The organism is Acidobacteriota bacterium (assembly GCA_016712445.1).
Taxonomy (GTDB): domain Bacteria; phylum Pseudomonadota; class Alphaproteobacteria; order Caulobacterales; family Hyphomonadaceae; genus Hyphomonas.
The window spans coordinates 1694723-1709143 of the sequence record JADJRB010000001.1; the positions used below are offsets into that span (position 1 = coordinate 1694723).

Genomic DNA, 14421 nt, shown 5'->3' on the forward strand with positions numbered 1-14421 from the left:
GAACTCTCAAGGTTTCCCCTTCAGCAATGAAGACACAATGCGCCCAACTTCCGAATCGCGCCTTACCAAGCCCTGACCGGCGGGTTAAATTTGCCGGATTAAGCTGAATCCACAGGGCGCTGCGCTTAACACCCTTGGCCGGCGGGATTTCCCTAACGGGTCGTTAACCTGATCCGGGCGATTAAGGGGGATGACCCGGAACTCTGCCGCGCCCCGACCTGCGCCGGCGCTGCCAGACAGCGCCGATGACGGCTGGGACATGCCGCCCCGCCGGCAAGGGCAGGTGATGGCGGACATGCCGCGAAGTTTCGAGGCGGCCGAACCGGACAGACCCCTGATGACCGCACGCGGATTGCTGAGCCCCGCCGAGATCGAAGCGCTGCTGCGTCCGGACCTGTCCGACCTGCCGCCTGAGCCTGCGCCTGTCGCCGCGTCCACGCGGCCGGTCGAGGAGTTCGGCGCGCCCGTCCAGCAGCGTCATGAGGACCATGATACCGCCCGCCGGTTTGCAGCACGCCTGTCAATGGCGATGCGCGAAAGCTGCGGCCTGCCCATTGCCGCGGCGGTCACCGGGATCGGGCGGGGGCCGTTCGATGCCGCCGTGCGCCAGTCGGATGAGGACCGCGGCCAGGCGATTGCCTGCTTTGCGACACCCGGCGGCGATATCGGCGCGATGCTTGTCCTTTCGCCGGGCCTGGCGCAGCTACTGATCGAGACGGCCTGCGGCGCGCGCGAACGGGGCGGGGCCGCGCGGCCGCTCAGCCCGATTGATCTGGCGCTGCTGGAAGCGCTCGTGCGCCCGCTGGCGCAGGGCGTGGCTTCGGAACTGAGCTTCTCCGGCCTCGAAACCGAGCTTGCCTTCGCAGCCGCGATTGCGCCGCCGAGCGAAGCGCTCGTCACCGAATTCTCGATGCGCATGCAGACGGAAACCTTCCGTGCACAGCTGATCGTGGCGGGCGCCATTGCCTCGCCGCCTAAGCCGGAAGCCGGACAGGGGCCGGCAGTGGTCAACGCACACCCGGCGCAGGGCGCGCTGTCGGCGACGCTGACGGTGCGGGTGGCGAGCCTGGCGGTGCCGCTGTCGAAGCTTTCCGGCCTGAAGCCGGGCGCGACTCTGCTGCTAGGCGTACCAGCGGATCAGCCGGTCGAACTCATCTCGGGCGGGGAGGGCGGCGTGCTCGCCGCCGAAGCCGAGATCGGTCGCCGGGGCGGGCGCATTGCGCTGCGCATCACGCGGCGCGGCCCGGCACTCGGCCCGCTCAACCGGGCTTAGCCTTCACGAACTCAGCCTCGATTTGGATTTCGACCTCGTCCGCCAGCAGGCCGGAGAACCTGTCGATTCCGAACGCCGCGCGGCTGATCGGCAGCGTGGCCGAGAAGCCGACAACGTCCGCGCCGCGCAGCCGGTCATAGCCGCTGCCGTTCAGCTTTGCCTTGAGGACGACAGCCTGCGTCTTGCCCTTCAGGGTCAGGTCGCCGCTGATATCGGCCTCGTTCTCGCCGGTGATCTTGAGGCCATAGGTCTTGAAGCTCGCCTGCGGAAACGCGGCGGCATCGAACCAGTCGGGCCCCATCAGTTCGGCGGCGAACTCGGGATTGGCGATGTTCAGCGAGGTCATGTCGACGATGGCGGTGACGATCGCCGATTCCGGAGCGGCGGGATCTCCCGTCAGGCTCGCCTCGAAACGCTCGAAACGGCCGACATAGGTCGAATAGCCGAGATGGTTGATCCGGAAGAAGAGCGAGGCGTGCGCCGGATCGAGCGTGTAGTCGCCCGCCGGCACGCTGGCCGGGGCAACCTGCACATCGGGCTTCAGGAAGGTCGCGGCCAGCGTGTTGCAGCCGGCCAGCGACATCAGGGGCAGTAGGAGGCCGAGCACGGCCGCCTTTCGCCCCTGTGTGATAGGTCTTACGCCTTCTTGCTCTCGAGCCATGCGTCCACCGTCTCCTCAAGCACCGCGAGGGGCACGGCGCCGTCTCTCAATACGATGTCATGGAACTCCCGGATGTCGAACTGGTCGCCCAGCTGGGTGCGGGCGCGTTCGCGCAGCTCGACGATCTTCAGCATGCCGATCTTGTAGGCGGTCGCCTGGCCCGGCATCACGATATAGCGCTCGATTGCCTTTTCGCAGTCGCCCTGCGGGTTCGGCGTATTGTCCATCAGGTACTGGATCGCCTGTTCGCGGGTCCATTGCTTGTCATGCAGGCCTGTATCCACGACGAGGCGGGCGGCGCGCCAGATTTCCATCGCGAGGCGGCCAAAGTCCGAGTACGGATCGGAATAGTAGCCGAGCTCTTTCGGCACGAGTTCCGAGTAGAGGCCCCAGCCTTCCGAATAGGCGGTATAGCCGCCATACTTGCGGAAGCTCGGAATGCCTTCCAGCTCCTGCGCGATGGCAATCTGCATGTGGTGGCCGGGGATGCCTTCATGGAAGGCGAGCGCTTCCAGCTGGTAGGTCGGCATGTCGGCCATCGAATAGAGGTTCGCGTAATAGATGCCTGGGCGGCTGCCATCCGGCGCGGGGCGCGAATAGAAGGCCTTGCCGGCGGATTTCTCGCGGAAGGCTTCAACCGCTTTCACTTCCATGTCGGCCTTCGGAAAGGTGTTGAAGAGTTTCGGCAGGTCGCCCTTCATCGTCTCGATCGCGGCGACGGCTTCGGCGAGATACTCGGCTTTGCCTTCTTCCGTTTCCGGTTTGTAGAATTGCGGGTCGGTGCGCATGAATTCGAAGAATTCCTGCAGCGTACCGGTGAAGCCGACCTGCGCCATGATTGCCTGCATCTCGCCGTGGATGCGGGCCACCTCGTCGAGACCGATCTGGTGGATTTCATCCGCCGTCAGATCAGTCGTTGTCATCTGGGCAAGCTGGGCATTGTAATAGGCCGCGCCGTCGGGGAGCTTCCAGGCACCGTCTTCGGTGGTGGCGATGGATTGCTGGCGCTTGAGTTCGGCGATGGCGGCCTCATAGGCCGGGCCGACGGCGGTTTTCAGCGCGTCGGCGGCGCGGCCGATCAGGTCGGCGGCGGCTTCCTCGGTGATCGTGCTGTTGTCGGCCAGCGCGGTGACCTTGCCGCGGATGTCCGCCATCAGCGGGCTGTCATCCGTGCCATCGCCTGTGCCTGTGAACGGATAGCCGGTGATCATGCCTTGCGAATCCGAGAGGACGTAGTCGTACACGAAGGCCGGCGGCTGGATGCCCTTGTCCGAGGCTTCCTTCGCATTGGCGACGTTCTGGCCGAGATAGGCGGGCACGCCTTTCAGGCGGGAAATGTAGGCCTCGGCATCCGAAGCGCTGGTCACCTTGTGCTGGTTGATCAGGAAGGCCGGGATGCCGGACTGGACGCCGAACATCTGGTTGAAGGTGTAGCTGTGACCCCGGTAAGGGAACGCCGCTTCGGCCCGCTCCAGCTGGTACTCCGCCAGGCGCCAGGACAGCTGGGTCTGGTGGTCCAGCTTGTTGAAGTCGAAGTTGGCTTTCATCTCGGCCACTTCGGCGCGCTGGATTTCCAGTTCGGCCAGCTCAAACGCCTCGGACGCGTCGGTCCACTCGCCGTAACGGTCCTTGATGCCCAGATAGGTCTGGCGCATCGGATCGCGGGCGACGGCCTCGTCGAACTTCGTCTCGAACCATTCGTTCAGGCGCACCGATTCGGCAGCAATAGCCTCTTGCGAGAACGCGGCAACCGGGGCCTCCGCGCGGGGCGGGGTGCCGCAGGCTGCCACCGTTCCGAGGAGAGCGAGCGCGAAGGCGGAGCGCATTATCGTCATGAGCCGAATCCTGTTCTGTTTGGGCAATTGTTTGAACTTGTCTTAACGGTATTTTCGGATTCGTTAACCTTTGACGTGCGAGAACGAAGTAACCATGAAAATACCGTGCGCGGACCTCCGTCTGCGCCGGGAAAGTCGCGCTTCCGGCGGCAGGCCGGGTGAATTGGCGGTAGAAAATGAAAAAAGACAACGAAACCCTTGATCTGGCCCACATCCTCGGCACGGCCGAGGAGGCGGAGACCACCGCCACAGGTGTCGCAGGCCGCAAGGTGGACCTGCTTCAGCTGGGCTTCTGGGCCTGTCTCCTCCTGTCGATTGCTGCTGCCAGTGTCTCTCTGGTGCGCCCGCATGCGTCCGGGGCCACGGGGTCGATCCTGCTGATCACCATGGCATCCGGCGGTCTCGTTTTCCTGCTGTGGACCGTGCGCGGGGCTGGCCGCTTCATCGGCCTGTTTCCTGAGCGAGGCGCTGCGGCCCGGATCGCCAATGCCGGCGCGCCGCGTTTCCCCTGGATTGATGCGCTCGAGGAAGCCGTTCTCGTCACCGATCCGGGCGGCGCCCCGGTTGCCGCCAATGAGGCCTATGGTGAGCTGGCCTCGCAGACGCTGATCACGGGGCCGAGTGAGTCCGGCCCGGTTACGGTTGACCGCCTGTTCGGCGCCATCCACGGCCTCACCGCACCGATCTACCGCCTTTCCAAAGCCGCCAAGGCCGGCATCCGCCGCCGCGAGCTGTTGCCGGTGGTGACGCTTGGCCCGGAACAGGTGCCGGCGCAGTTCGAAATCACCGTCGCGCCGCTGCCGCGGGGGCGCGTGCTGTGGCGTATCCGCCGCATCGCCGGCCAGCTGGAAGCGACCGGTGCGGCCGACATGAAATCGCTGTACGTCGAAGACGCCCCGATGGGCTTCTTCGCCGCGCGCCCGGACGGCACGATCACCTACGCGAACAATTACCTGCGCGAGATGCTGGGCCTGCCGGAAACGGCGAAGAATGTGCGCCTCGACGACATCATGCGCCCCGAATTCGTCAAGATGCTTGGCCGTGATCGCAAGACGGGCGCACCGGGCCGGGCTGACATCCAGCTGCGCGCGCGCGACGGCGTGGAACAGCCGGTGACCGCGATCACCACCTGGTCGGGCAAGGGCGCGGACGCCCATGGCCGCGTGATCCTGCTGCCGAGCCCGCAGGTGCTGAACGGAGAGGGCGACCGCTTTGCCCTGCAGGGCGCCTCGCGTCCGGTACGTCCCGACGGCGACCCGATGTTCGATGATGCGCCCTTCGGCGCGGTGCGCCTCGACGGCGACCGTGTGGACGGCGCGATCATCCTCGATGCCAACCGGGCACTGATGGAACTGACCGGCGGGCGCGCGACGCCCGGATCGCGTTTCTCGGACCTGTTCGAGTCCGACGAGGAAGGCCCGGACGCGGTGGCCCAAGCGCTGATCCATGCCGTCGACAAGCCAGTGGCGCTGAAGCTCACCGGCGCGGTCAGCGAGGACAAGGTCAAGCATGCCAACGTGTTCGTCACGCTGAACGCGCAAGGCCGGCCTTCGGTCGCCTATGTCGTGGACATTTCCGAGCACCGGCTGCTCGAGCACCGCCTCGCGCATGGCGAGAAGATGCAGGCCATCGGCAACATTGCTGGCCGCATCGCGCACGAGATCAACAACATGCTGCAGGTGACCAGCGGCAACTGCGAATTCCTGATGAACCGCCATCCCATCGGCGATCCGTCCTATGACAACCTGAAGGCCATCCATGAGTCGACCGTGCGCTCGGCAGATCTCGTTCGCGGCCTGCTCGCCTATGCGCGCGAGCAGACGTTCAAGCGTGAAGTGTTCAACACGACCGACTTCCTGACGCACTTCTCGCTGCTCCTGCGCGGCGCAGTCGACGAGCGTATCACTTTCGAGGTCAACCATGGCCGCGACGTGCCATGGATTCGCGCCGACAAGGGCCAGCTGGAAACGGCGATCATAAACCTCGTCACCAATGCGCGCGATGCGATGCTGTCGCACCGCGACGGAGGCAAGCTGACAATCCGCACCAGCCGCTCCACGGGCCGCGACGCGCGCGCCAAGGGCTTCGACTATGTCGAGGATGGCGAATACCTCCTGATCGAGGTGGAAGACACCGGCGGCGGCATTCCGAAGGAACTGAAAGACAAGATCTTCCATCCCTTCTTCACCACCAAGGAAAAGGGCAGCGGCACGGGCCTCGGCCTTGCGACCGTGTTCGGCATCATCAAGCAGTCCGGCGGCTATATCGAGCCGGTCTCCGCGATGGGCAAAGGCACCAATTTCCATGTCTACCTGCCAGCCCTTGCAGCGGAGGAAATTCCGCAGGCGGCTGATCCGGCGATCGAGCAGCGCGCGGCGCAGCGCCCGGTGGATCTGTCCGGCCGTGGCCGAATCCTCGTCATCGAGGACGAGGCCGGCGTGCGCGACATCGCCGTCTCCGTGCTGCGCTCGCGCGGCTACGAGGTGGAGGAGGCCGAGGACGGCGAGGAGGCGCTGGAAATCATCAACGCCAAGCCGGGCCATTTCGACCTCGTGATTTCCGACGTGGTGATGCCTGGCATGAACGGCCCGACGCTTATCAAGCAGGCCCGCGAAAAGCTCGGCCATGCGCGTGTCATCTTCATCTCCGGCTATGCCGAACAGGAACTCGCCAAGCAGCTCGACGACCGTGCGGTCTCGTTCCTGCCGAAGCCCTTCTCGGTTCGTCAGTTGTCGGAGCTTGTGAAACGCGAGATCGGCACGCCTCAACAAGTTGCCGCTTAGATTAAAAGCGTCGCGGCGCTCGCCCGAAAACCAGTCCCCGCTTTTCGCAGCGACGCTTCAGCGCGACCAGTGCGCTGCGAGCAGCCCGGCAAATTCCGGCGCGCGTTCATGGCAGGCCCAGTGGCCGGCGCCGCGTGCTACATGCAGCGGCGTGCCCCACATCTTCGAGAAGCGCTCTGCGACCGAGATGTCCACGAAGGGATCGGTCTCGCCCCAGAACAGCTGGCCGCGTTTCGGCAGGTTCGCGAGATCATCCACCCAGGCCCCTCGGAAATTGAGGCCGAGCGCCGAGCGGTAGAGCTTGAGGATCGACTGGCGCATCGTTTTGTCGATGTGCGGGACTTCCGCCTTCGCGAGGCTCGCCGGCATGCCGCCTTCGATGAGGCTTGCTTCCAGCCTTTCCTTGTTCCGCATACCGAGCATCACGAGTTCGCCGAGCAGAGGCGTCGCCCACATGCGAGCGGTGCGATGGCCGGAGTATTCCTTGTCGATCAGCGCGTTGGTCACGCACCAGCTGGAGACGAGATCCGGCCGGAGCGAGGCAGCGCGCAGCACCAGCAACGCGCCCCAGTCATGCCCGACGATGTGCACCGGCTCGCCGGCCGCTGCCATCTGCTGCACGAGCCAGTCGGCATAGGCATCCTTGGTGCAGCTGAAACCGGCCGGAACCGGATTGCCGAAGCCCGGCAGGGACAGCGCGCGATAGGAATCCGGCTGCAGGCTGAGCGCGGCTATAAGTGGATCCCACAGGATCGCGGTGTCCGGGACTCCGTGAACAAAAAGGATCATGATGATTTCTCCCCCTTGCCACTTTAGCGCGACCGTTCGCTGTAGCAAAGGCGTAGCAGTGGCGAAGTTCGCCTTGAGACGTTGATGCTATTTACCCGCGCTCAGCCAGAACCAGCGTGGAATGGCTTCCAAGTGATCGCGCCCTGATGCTGGCGAAACCGACCTCTTGGAGAAGCTCGACCGTCGCGCCGGTCTCGCCAGGAGCACGGCTCAGGGGATTGGGTAGCCAGTCCGGCGGATTGTCCCCATGATTGCGTAAGCACAGGCCAAGCCGACCACCGGGAGCCATCCGTTTCCCGATGGTGCGCAGTGTCTGTGCGGGGTCTTCCCAGAACTGAAAGGAATGGAGCGCGATCACGCTGTCGAACGTCGCCTCCGGCCAATCGAGCCCGTTGTCGGTGCCCAGTCGAAGGTCGATCAGCGTATCCGGCTCAAACCGGCGCAGGCGTTCCTGAGCAACTTCGAGCATCGTTCGGGCTGGATCGACGCCTGCCAGAAGGCGAGGGCGGGTGGCCCGGGCGCAAAGTTCGAGAAATGCACCGGTGCCAAACCCGATCTCCAGAATCGCCTCAGCCTTTTCTAGGGCCAATGCGTCAAGCATCTGGCGGTAAACCGGTGCGTTCATTCTCTCCATCACCCAACCGAACGAGCGGCCAAGGGGGCCATCGGGACGCATGGCGAGAGGCAGTCCTTTGTCAGTCATGGCGGCGAGGCTCCTGGCTACTCGCCAGCAGATTCAGGATCCGCTTGCTGCCGCCGGGTGCGAGGGACAAGCACGCGGTCGTGTTGCCGGTCTCGGCTGACACGATCAAAAGGCTCATCGGTCCCGCGAAGGGGCTGATCTTTGAATCGCGCGCAACCCGGGCCTCGACGCTTTGGCAAGCAAGGGCTTCCGGCGTCAGGATCGCGGCGGCGGCCACAAGATCAAACGGATAGAAGCCTTCCCTTCCGATATCGCTCTGCCACCACGCGAGCCAGGGCCGTGCACGCTGCGCGAGCCAATCGCCAGCAGCATCGCGCGACGCCAGCACATCCAGCCAGCCTGTAGTCAGTTCTACGCCTCGGGCCGCCTCATAGGTCACTAGTTGAATGGCAACCCCCGTCGCGAGCACGGTTTCGACGGCTTTCGGGTCCAGTTCCACGTTCAGGTCGCGGAAGATGGGGCCATGACCAAAAGCGGCCTTGCGCATGTTGTCTTCTGCAGGATGAAAGACATGTCCTGCCTTCTTTCCGCCCACGAAGATGATCCGCTCAATGTCCGCGAAATCGGCGGGGCAGGCCAAGGCTGCCGAGGCGATGTTGGTGAGCGGGCCTGTCGCCAGAACCGTCAATCTGTCGCGCGCGGCCGCTTTGCAGATTTCCGCCGCCGCTTTTCCGGCCACCACAGGAGGAGGAACGCGCAATTTGGAGGCTCGCATCGATGTGGTCAGCGCGGCCAGAAGTCCAGCGCTGGTCGCGGCATCGGAGTTGCCGGCGGTTGCGGAGATCCCTACCAGGTTTGCGCCGGAAGCGCCCAGTGCGTAGAGCGCGAGGCAATCATCCGGATCGGTCCTTCTGGCGCCTGCACATCCTGCATCTGCGTCCAGCCATATGGACTGCGCTTGCGCGGGCAGTATCACTGCAAGCCATCCAAGTATCGTCAGCAGGCGAACAAATCGATTCACGGCTTTAAGTCTTCCGTTCGCCGGGCCAGTTCTGCTTCAAGCGCGTCGAGGACGCGGCCGGTCGCGGCAAGATCCGCTGCTGAAAGACCGGTGACGGGCATTGCAGCGGCCAGACGTTCGCGCTGGCGCACACGCTCGAGGAGCCGCCGCCCTTCGGCAGTTGTTTCGAGCAGTCGGCTGCGCCGGTCTGTTTCCGGTGCCACTTTGCGAATGAGGCCCTTGGCTTCCAAAAGATCGACCGTCTTCTGTATCGCCTGACGACTGATGCTCCGCGCGTCTGCCAGTCGGGGCACGGTTTCGCCACCCGCGGAGATGCTTGTCAGGAGCGCCCGTTCGCCTGTCGTCAGGCCGATATTGTCATGCAAAGCGTCTCCATATCGTTTGGCGACGAAAAAGAACTTCGACAGGCGATCAACAAGTTCAATGAGCATATCCGGCTGAATCATGTGGGCAGTTTAACAACTTGGTTGTCAAATTCAAGCCCCCCCAGAATTCCCAGGATGGCCTTCCCTTTCGTAACACTTGCAGCGTCGGCGTGCTTTCGCCAAAGCTGCCTGCAGGCAAACCCGAGGACGCAAACATGAAAACCCGGATCACTGAAATGCTCGGCATCCAGCACCCCATCGTGCAGGGCGGCATGCACTTTGTCGGCTTTGCCGAAATGGCAGCGGCGGTCTCCAATGCCGGCGGGCTCGGCATTATCACGGCGCTCACCCAGCGCACCCCCAAAGACCTCGCCAACGAGATCGCCCGCTGCCGCGACATGACGGACAAGCCGATCGGCGTGAACCTGACCTTCCTGCCTTCGGTCAACCAGCCGGACTATCCGGGCTATATCAAGTCGATCATCGAAGGCGGCGTGAAGGTCGTCGAGACGGCCGGCAACAACCCGGTCCAGGTGCTGCCCGTGCTGAAAGAAAACGGCATCAAGGTCATCCACAAATGCACCGCGGTGCGCCACGCCCTGAAGGCCCAGAAAATCGGTTGCGACGCTGTCTCGGTCGACGGCTTTGAATGCGGCGGCCACCCCGGCGAAGATGATGTGCCGAACTTCATCCTCCTGCCGCGCGCAATGGACGAACTCGACATTCCCTTCATCGCCTCCGGCGGCATGGCCGATGGCCGCTCGCTGGTCGCCGCTATGGCGCTCGGCGCCGAGGGCATGAACATGGGCACGCGCTTCATCGCGACGAAAGAAGCCCCGGTCCACGAGAACGTGAAGCAGGCGCTCGTCGCCGCTTCCGAACTCGACACCCGCCTCGTGATGCGCCCCCTGCGCAATACCGAGCGCGTGCTGACCAACCCCGCCGTGGAGCGTCTCCTGAAAAAGGAAAAGGAGCTCGGCGCGGCCCTCAAGTTCGAGGACATCATCGAGGAAGTGGCTGGCGTCTATCCGAAGATCATGCTCGACGGGCAAATGGATGCCGGGGCCTGGTCGTGCGGCATGGTGGCGGGCCTGATCTACGATATCCCGACCTGCAAGGAACTGATCGACCGGATCATGGCCCAGGCCGAGGAGATCATTTCGAAGCGGCTGGCGCGCACGATTGCCTGATTTCGGCTGGCGTTCCCGGTCTGATCACGGCTGTTAACCCTTGCTTTTCCGGGCTGTGGAATTCCCCAGCCGGGGGCAGGGCGCTCGCCCCTCAGGTGTAGACAGCGGCCCCGCGTTCCAATTATGTTCTGGCGACCTATCCGGAAGGACGCGCCATGACCCCAGTTATCGTGATCGGCTCGGCGGGGTTCGACATCGTGCATGTCGCGCTCGCGCTGGCCCTGATCGGGCTCGCCGTTTACCTCTGGCAAGGCCGCCAGAGCCGCGCAGCACGCAACGAACTGGTCGCGCGCGATCTTGATTTCGAGCGGGCAGCCGTCGCCCAGCTGCGCCAGCGGGAGCAGACCCTGGAGGCCATGCTGCGGGAGGCCGAGCTGAAGCTCGCAGCCCTTCAGGCGCGCTCTGCCGAGGACGAGCAGAAATTCGCGCAGCTGGCGCAAGGCGTCCTCTCCCAGGCGAATGCCCTGTTCCTGGAGCGCGCCGATGAAACCTTCAAACGCCACAGGGAAGGAGCCCAGGGCGAACTGAAGGAACTAATGAAACCGATCGGCGAGAATTTCGAAACCTTCCGACAGAAGGTCGAAGCGATCGAGAAGGTGCGCACCGAAGACAAGTCCCTGCTTTCCGAACAGGTGAAAGCCATCGGTGAAAGCCTTCACCGCAATACCGCCGAAACGGGCAAGCTGGTGAACGCCCTCACGGCGCCGAAAGGCGGCGGGCGTTGGGGCGAAATGACGCTTCGCAATGTCATGGAACAGGCCGGCCTGTCGGCACGCTGCGACTTCAACGAACAGGTTCATGACGAAACGGAGGAGGGGCGCCAGCGACCGGACGCCATCATCCGCCTGCCGGGAGACCGCCAGATCGTGATCGATTCCAAGGTCTCGCTGGCGTCCTACATGGCGGCTACGAATACCGAAGACCCTGTCGAGCGCGTCGCCCACCTCAAGGCCCACGCCACCAGCGTGCAGCGCCACATCAACACGCTCGCTTCCAAGGACTATCAGTCAAATCTCGGCAATCGGTTCGACTATGTCGCCATGTTCATTCCGGGCGAGAACTTCTTTGCCGCTGCACTGGAACATGCACCGGACCTGATCGAGAAGGCGATGAGCCGTTCGGTGATCGTCACCACACCGACCACGCTGATCGCCCTCGCCCGCACGGTCGCCCACCTCTGGCGTCAGCACGAGATGAACGAGAATGCGCAGGCCGCTGCCGAACTGGGCGCTGAACTGTATACCCGCATGGGTGTCCTGCTCGGCCATTCGGACAAGCTCGGAAAGGCGTTAAACGCTTCCGTGGACCATTATAACAGCCTGCTCGGATCCATCGACAAGCGCGTCATGCCCACGCTACGCAAGTTCGAGGACATGCAGATCGCCCCGCCCGGAAAGGTGCCGCCAGAGCCCCGGTTGATCGAGGCCCGAGCCAATCCGGCCGATACCGGCCAGTTGCCGCTGGAGCCAGCCCGGAAGCTGCCGGCGGAGTAATCCACCCGTTGACGCTGACGTAAGGCATGCATATCTGACCGCCATGGCCATCCGCGAAATCCTCACTGTCCCCGATCCGCGCCTGAAAGAGGTGTCGAAGCCCGTTGAAGGCGGCGTTACCGACGCGCACCGGGCGCTGATGGATGACATGCTGGAAACCATGTACGACGCGCCGGGCATCGGCCTGGCCGCCATCCAGATCGGCGTGCCACTGCGCATCATCGTGATGGACCTTGCCCGCGAGGATGAGGAAAAGGCGCCGCGCTATTTCGTGAACCCGGAAATCCTGGAGACGGTCGAAGAGACCCGGCCCTATGAAGAGGGCTGCCTTTCGGTACCGGACATCTTCGACGAGGTGGAGCGCCCGGTCCGCTGCCGCCTGCGCTACCTCGACTATAACGGCAACGCCGTCGACGAATGGGCGGAAGACCTTTACGCCGTCTGCATCCAGCACGAGATGGACCACCTGAACGGCACGCTTTTCATCGACCACCTGTCGCGCCTGAAACGCCAGCGCGCCATCGACAAGGTGAAGAAGGCAAAACTCCGCGCCATCCGCGAAGACGCAAACTAGGCTCGCTTTCCAAGCCGCGCGATTGCCGATAGATCGGCGCCCATGACAAACCGTCTCCGCATCGCCTTCATGGGAAGCCCGGGCATTGCGCTCGGCGTGCTCGAGGCGCTGATCGCTGCTGGCCATGAGATTGCCTGCGTCTATTCCCAGCCGCCGCGTCCCGCAGGCCGCGGCCAGAAGCTGACGCCAACCGCCGTGCACGCCTTCGCCGAAGCACGCGGCCTGGAAGTGCGCACGCCAAGATCGCTGAAGAAGCCGGAGGAGCAGGCTGCCTTTGCGGCGCTGGATCTCGATGCAGCGGTCGTCGTTGCCTACGGCCTGATCCTGCCGCAGCCGATCCTCGATGCGCCGCGCCTCGGCTGCCTCAACCTGCACGCCTCCATCTTGCCGCGCTGGCGGGGCGCCGCGCCGATCCAGCGCGCGATCATGGCGGGCGATACCGAAACCGGTGTCGACGCGATGATGATGGAGGCGGGTCTCGATACCGGGCCGGTACTCGCGTCCGTCCGTACACCGATCACAAGCGAGGATACCGCCGGCACGCTGCACGACCGGCTCGCGGTGCTCGCCGCCGACCTTGCCCCCCGCGCTCTCGCGGGCATTTCGGACGGCAGCCTTAAGCCAGTCGCCCAATCCGAAGACGGCATGACCTACGCCGCCAAGATCACCGCCGAGGACCAGCGCATCGACTGGACGCGCCCGGCCGCCGAGGTCGATTGCCGGGTACGCGGCCTGTCGCCCGCGCCCGGCGCTTGGTGCGAGGCCGATCTCGGGCAGGGACCAGTGCGCCTGAAGCTTCTGTTCAGTGAACTGACGGACCTCTGGAATCCGGCCCCGCCCGGCACTCTGCTCAATGATGGCCTCGCCGTCGCCTGCGGCGATGGCCGCGCGGTCCGCCTCCTGCGCCTTCAGAAACCCGGCGGCAAACCGCTGGACGCGCGCGACTTCCTCGCGGGCACGCCGCTTGCCGCGGGGACGTTGATCACATGATCGGCTTCTTCACCCGCGCCGCCACTTCCGCCGACATGGACGCCATCGCGGCGCTCAGCGACGAGGCATTCGGTCTCGCCTTCAACTCCAGAGATGAAAGCCGCCTCATCCGCCAACTGCATGCAGACGGCGACAGCCTCCTGTCGCTCGTGGCTGAAACGGATGATGGCCGGATCGTCGGGCATATCGAATTCTTCCGAATCCTGATTGATGGCCAACCGGTTGCCGCCGGCCTCGGGCCGATGAGTGCAAAGCCAGGCCTGCAGAAAACCGGCATCGGCAGCTATCTCGTGAGGACCGGTCTCGAAGAACTCGACACGCTCGGTGAGTCCATCGTCTTCGTCCTTGGCCACGACACCTACTATCCGCGCTTCGGCTTCGACACCGAGACGGCCAGGCCCTTCACGTCGCCTTGGTCCGGCCCGCATTTCATGGCCATCCGCCTCGCCGAAGGCGGCCCGGCGTCCGGCACGCTGACCTATTCACGCGCATTCTCAGGCTGAAAGGCCATCTTCATGCAGATCACGCCCATCGAACTTCTTGGGCTCGTCGCCGGGTTCTTCGGCACGTTCGCCGCCGCGCCGCAGGCGCTCAAGATTATCCAGACCCGGCAGGCGCGCGACGTGTCGCTTGTAACCTATCTCTTTGCCATGACCGGCGGCCTCTTGTGGGGCGCCTATGGCTGGCTGGAAAGCGCCCCCAGCATCATCTTCTGGAACGGCGTGTCCCTGCTGATGTGCGCGTCGATCATCTGGCTCAAGCTGCGCCACTCGGGCGAGCCAGGTTGACCAAAGCCCGCCGGGC

14 protein-coding genes are annotated in these 14421 nt (G+C 64.3%); 8 read left to right on the forward strand and 6 right to left on the reverse strand.

The window, feature by feature from the left end; all coding sequences use genetic code 11:
• Positions 1–190 precede the first annotated feature (190 nt).
• Positions 191–1273: a FliM/FliN family flagellar motor switch protein gene (locus IPK75_08675; GenBank protein ID MBK8198432.1), complete on the forward strand. Its 1083-nt coding sequence runs from the start codon at positions 191–193 to the stop codon at positions 1271–1273.
• Here the strand turns inward: IPK75_08675 and IPK75_08680 are convergent.
• A complete protein-coding gene (locus tag IPK75_08680) occupies positions 1260–1880 on the reverse strand; it encodes a YceI family protein (protein ID MBK8198433.1) in 621 nt (206 codons plus the stop codon). The genes IPK75_08675 and IPK75_08680 overlap by 14 nt on opposite strands.
• Before the next feature lie 29 nt (positions 1881–1909).
• A complete protein-coding gene (locus IPK75_08685) occupies positions 1910–3769 on the reverse strand; it encodes a DUF885 domain-containing protein (GenBank protein MBK8198434.1) in 1860 nt (619 codons plus the stop codon).
• Positions 3770–3945: 176 nt separating this feature from the next.
• Between IPK75_08685 and IPK75_08690 the strand changes: the two genes are divergently transcribed.
• The gene (locus IPK75_08690; protein MBK8198435.1) at positions 3946–6552 is read left to right on the forward strand and encodes a response regulator; all 2607 of its coding nucleotides are present in this window, start codon (positions 3946–3948) and stop codon (positions 6550–6552) included.
• Positions 6553–6609: 57 nt separating this feature from the next.
• Here IPK75_08690 and IPK75_08695 read toward each other — a convergent pair whose 3' ends face one another.
• From IPK75_08695 to IPK75_08710, 4 genes are all read right to left on the reverse strand, one after another.
• Positions 6610–7347 (reverse strand): alpha/beta hydrolase, encoded by a 738-nt coding sequence (locus tag IPK75_08695; GenBank protein MBK8198436.1) that lies wholly within the window; start codon positions 7345–7347, stop codon positions 6610–6612.
• A gap of 85 nt (positions 7348–7432) precedes the next feature.
• Positions 7433–8044 (reverse strand): class I SAM-dependent methyltransferase, encoded by a 612-nt coding sequence (locus IPK75_08700; protein ID MBK8198437.1) that lies wholly within the window; start codon positions 8042–8044, stop codon positions 7433–7435.
• A complete protein-coding gene (locus IPK75_08705; GenBank protein ID MBK8198438.1) occupies positions 8037–9005 on the reverse strand; it encodes a nucleoside hydrolase in 969 nt (322 codons plus the stop codon). The genes IPK75_08700 and IPK75_08705 overlap by 8 nt, the downstream gene beginning before the upstream one ends.
• Positions 9002–9451, reverse strand: coding sequence for a MarR family transcriptional regulator (locus IPK75_08710; GenBank protein MBK8198439.1), 450 nt, complete (start codon positions 9449–9451; stop codon positions 9002–9004). The genes IPK75_08705 and IPK75_08710 overlap by 4 nt, the downstream gene beginning before the upstream one ends.
• A 134-nt stretch (positions 9452–9585) precedes the next feature.
• On the opposite strand from IPK75_08710, the gene IPK75_08715 reads away from it, so the two are divergent.
• The 6 genes from IPK75_08715 to IPK75_08740 all read left to right on the forward strand — a co-directional run bounded on the left by IPK75_08715 (position 9586) and on the right by IPK75_08740 (position 14405).
• A complete protein-coding gene (locus tag IPK75_08715; GenBank protein MBK8198440.1) occupies positions 9586–10560 on the forward strand; it encodes a nitronate monooxygenase in 975 nt (324 codons plus the stop codon).
• Between the two features lie 155 nt (positions 10561–10715).
• Positions 10716–12053, forward strand: coding sequence for a DNA recombination protein RmuC (gene rmuC / locus IPK75_08720; protein MBK8198441.1), 1338 nt, complete (start codon positions 10716–10718; stop codon positions 12051–12053).
• A 43-nt stretch (positions 12054–12096) separates the two neighbouring features.
• The gene (locus IPK75_08725; protein ID MBK8198442.1) at positions 12097–12627 is read left to right on the forward strand and encodes a peptide deformylase; all 531 of its coding nucleotides are present in this window, start codon (positions 12097–12099) and stop codon (positions 12625–12627) included.
• A gap of 42 nt (positions 12628–12669) precedes the next feature.
• Positions 12670–13617 (forward strand): methionyl-tRNA formyltransferase, encoded by a 948-nt coding sequence (locus tag IPK75_08730; GenBank protein MBK8198443.1) that lies wholly within the window; start codon positions 12670–12672, stop codon positions 13615–13617.
• Positions 13614–14120 (forward strand): N-acetyltransferase, encoded by a 507-nt coding sequence (locus IPK75_08735; protein MBK8198444.1) that lies wholly within the window; start codon positions 13614–13616, stop codon positions 14118–14120. The genes IPK75_08730 and IPK75_08735 overlap by 4 nt, the downstream gene beginning before the upstream one ends.
• 12 nt (positions 14121–14132) lie before the next feature.
• The gene (locus IPK75_08740) at positions 14133–14405 is read left to right on the forward strand and encodes a hypothetical protein (protein ID MBK8198445.1); all 273 of its coding nucleotides are present in this window, start codon (positions 14133–14135) and stop codon (positions 14403–14405) included.
• Positions 14406–14421: the final 16 nt, after the last annotated feature.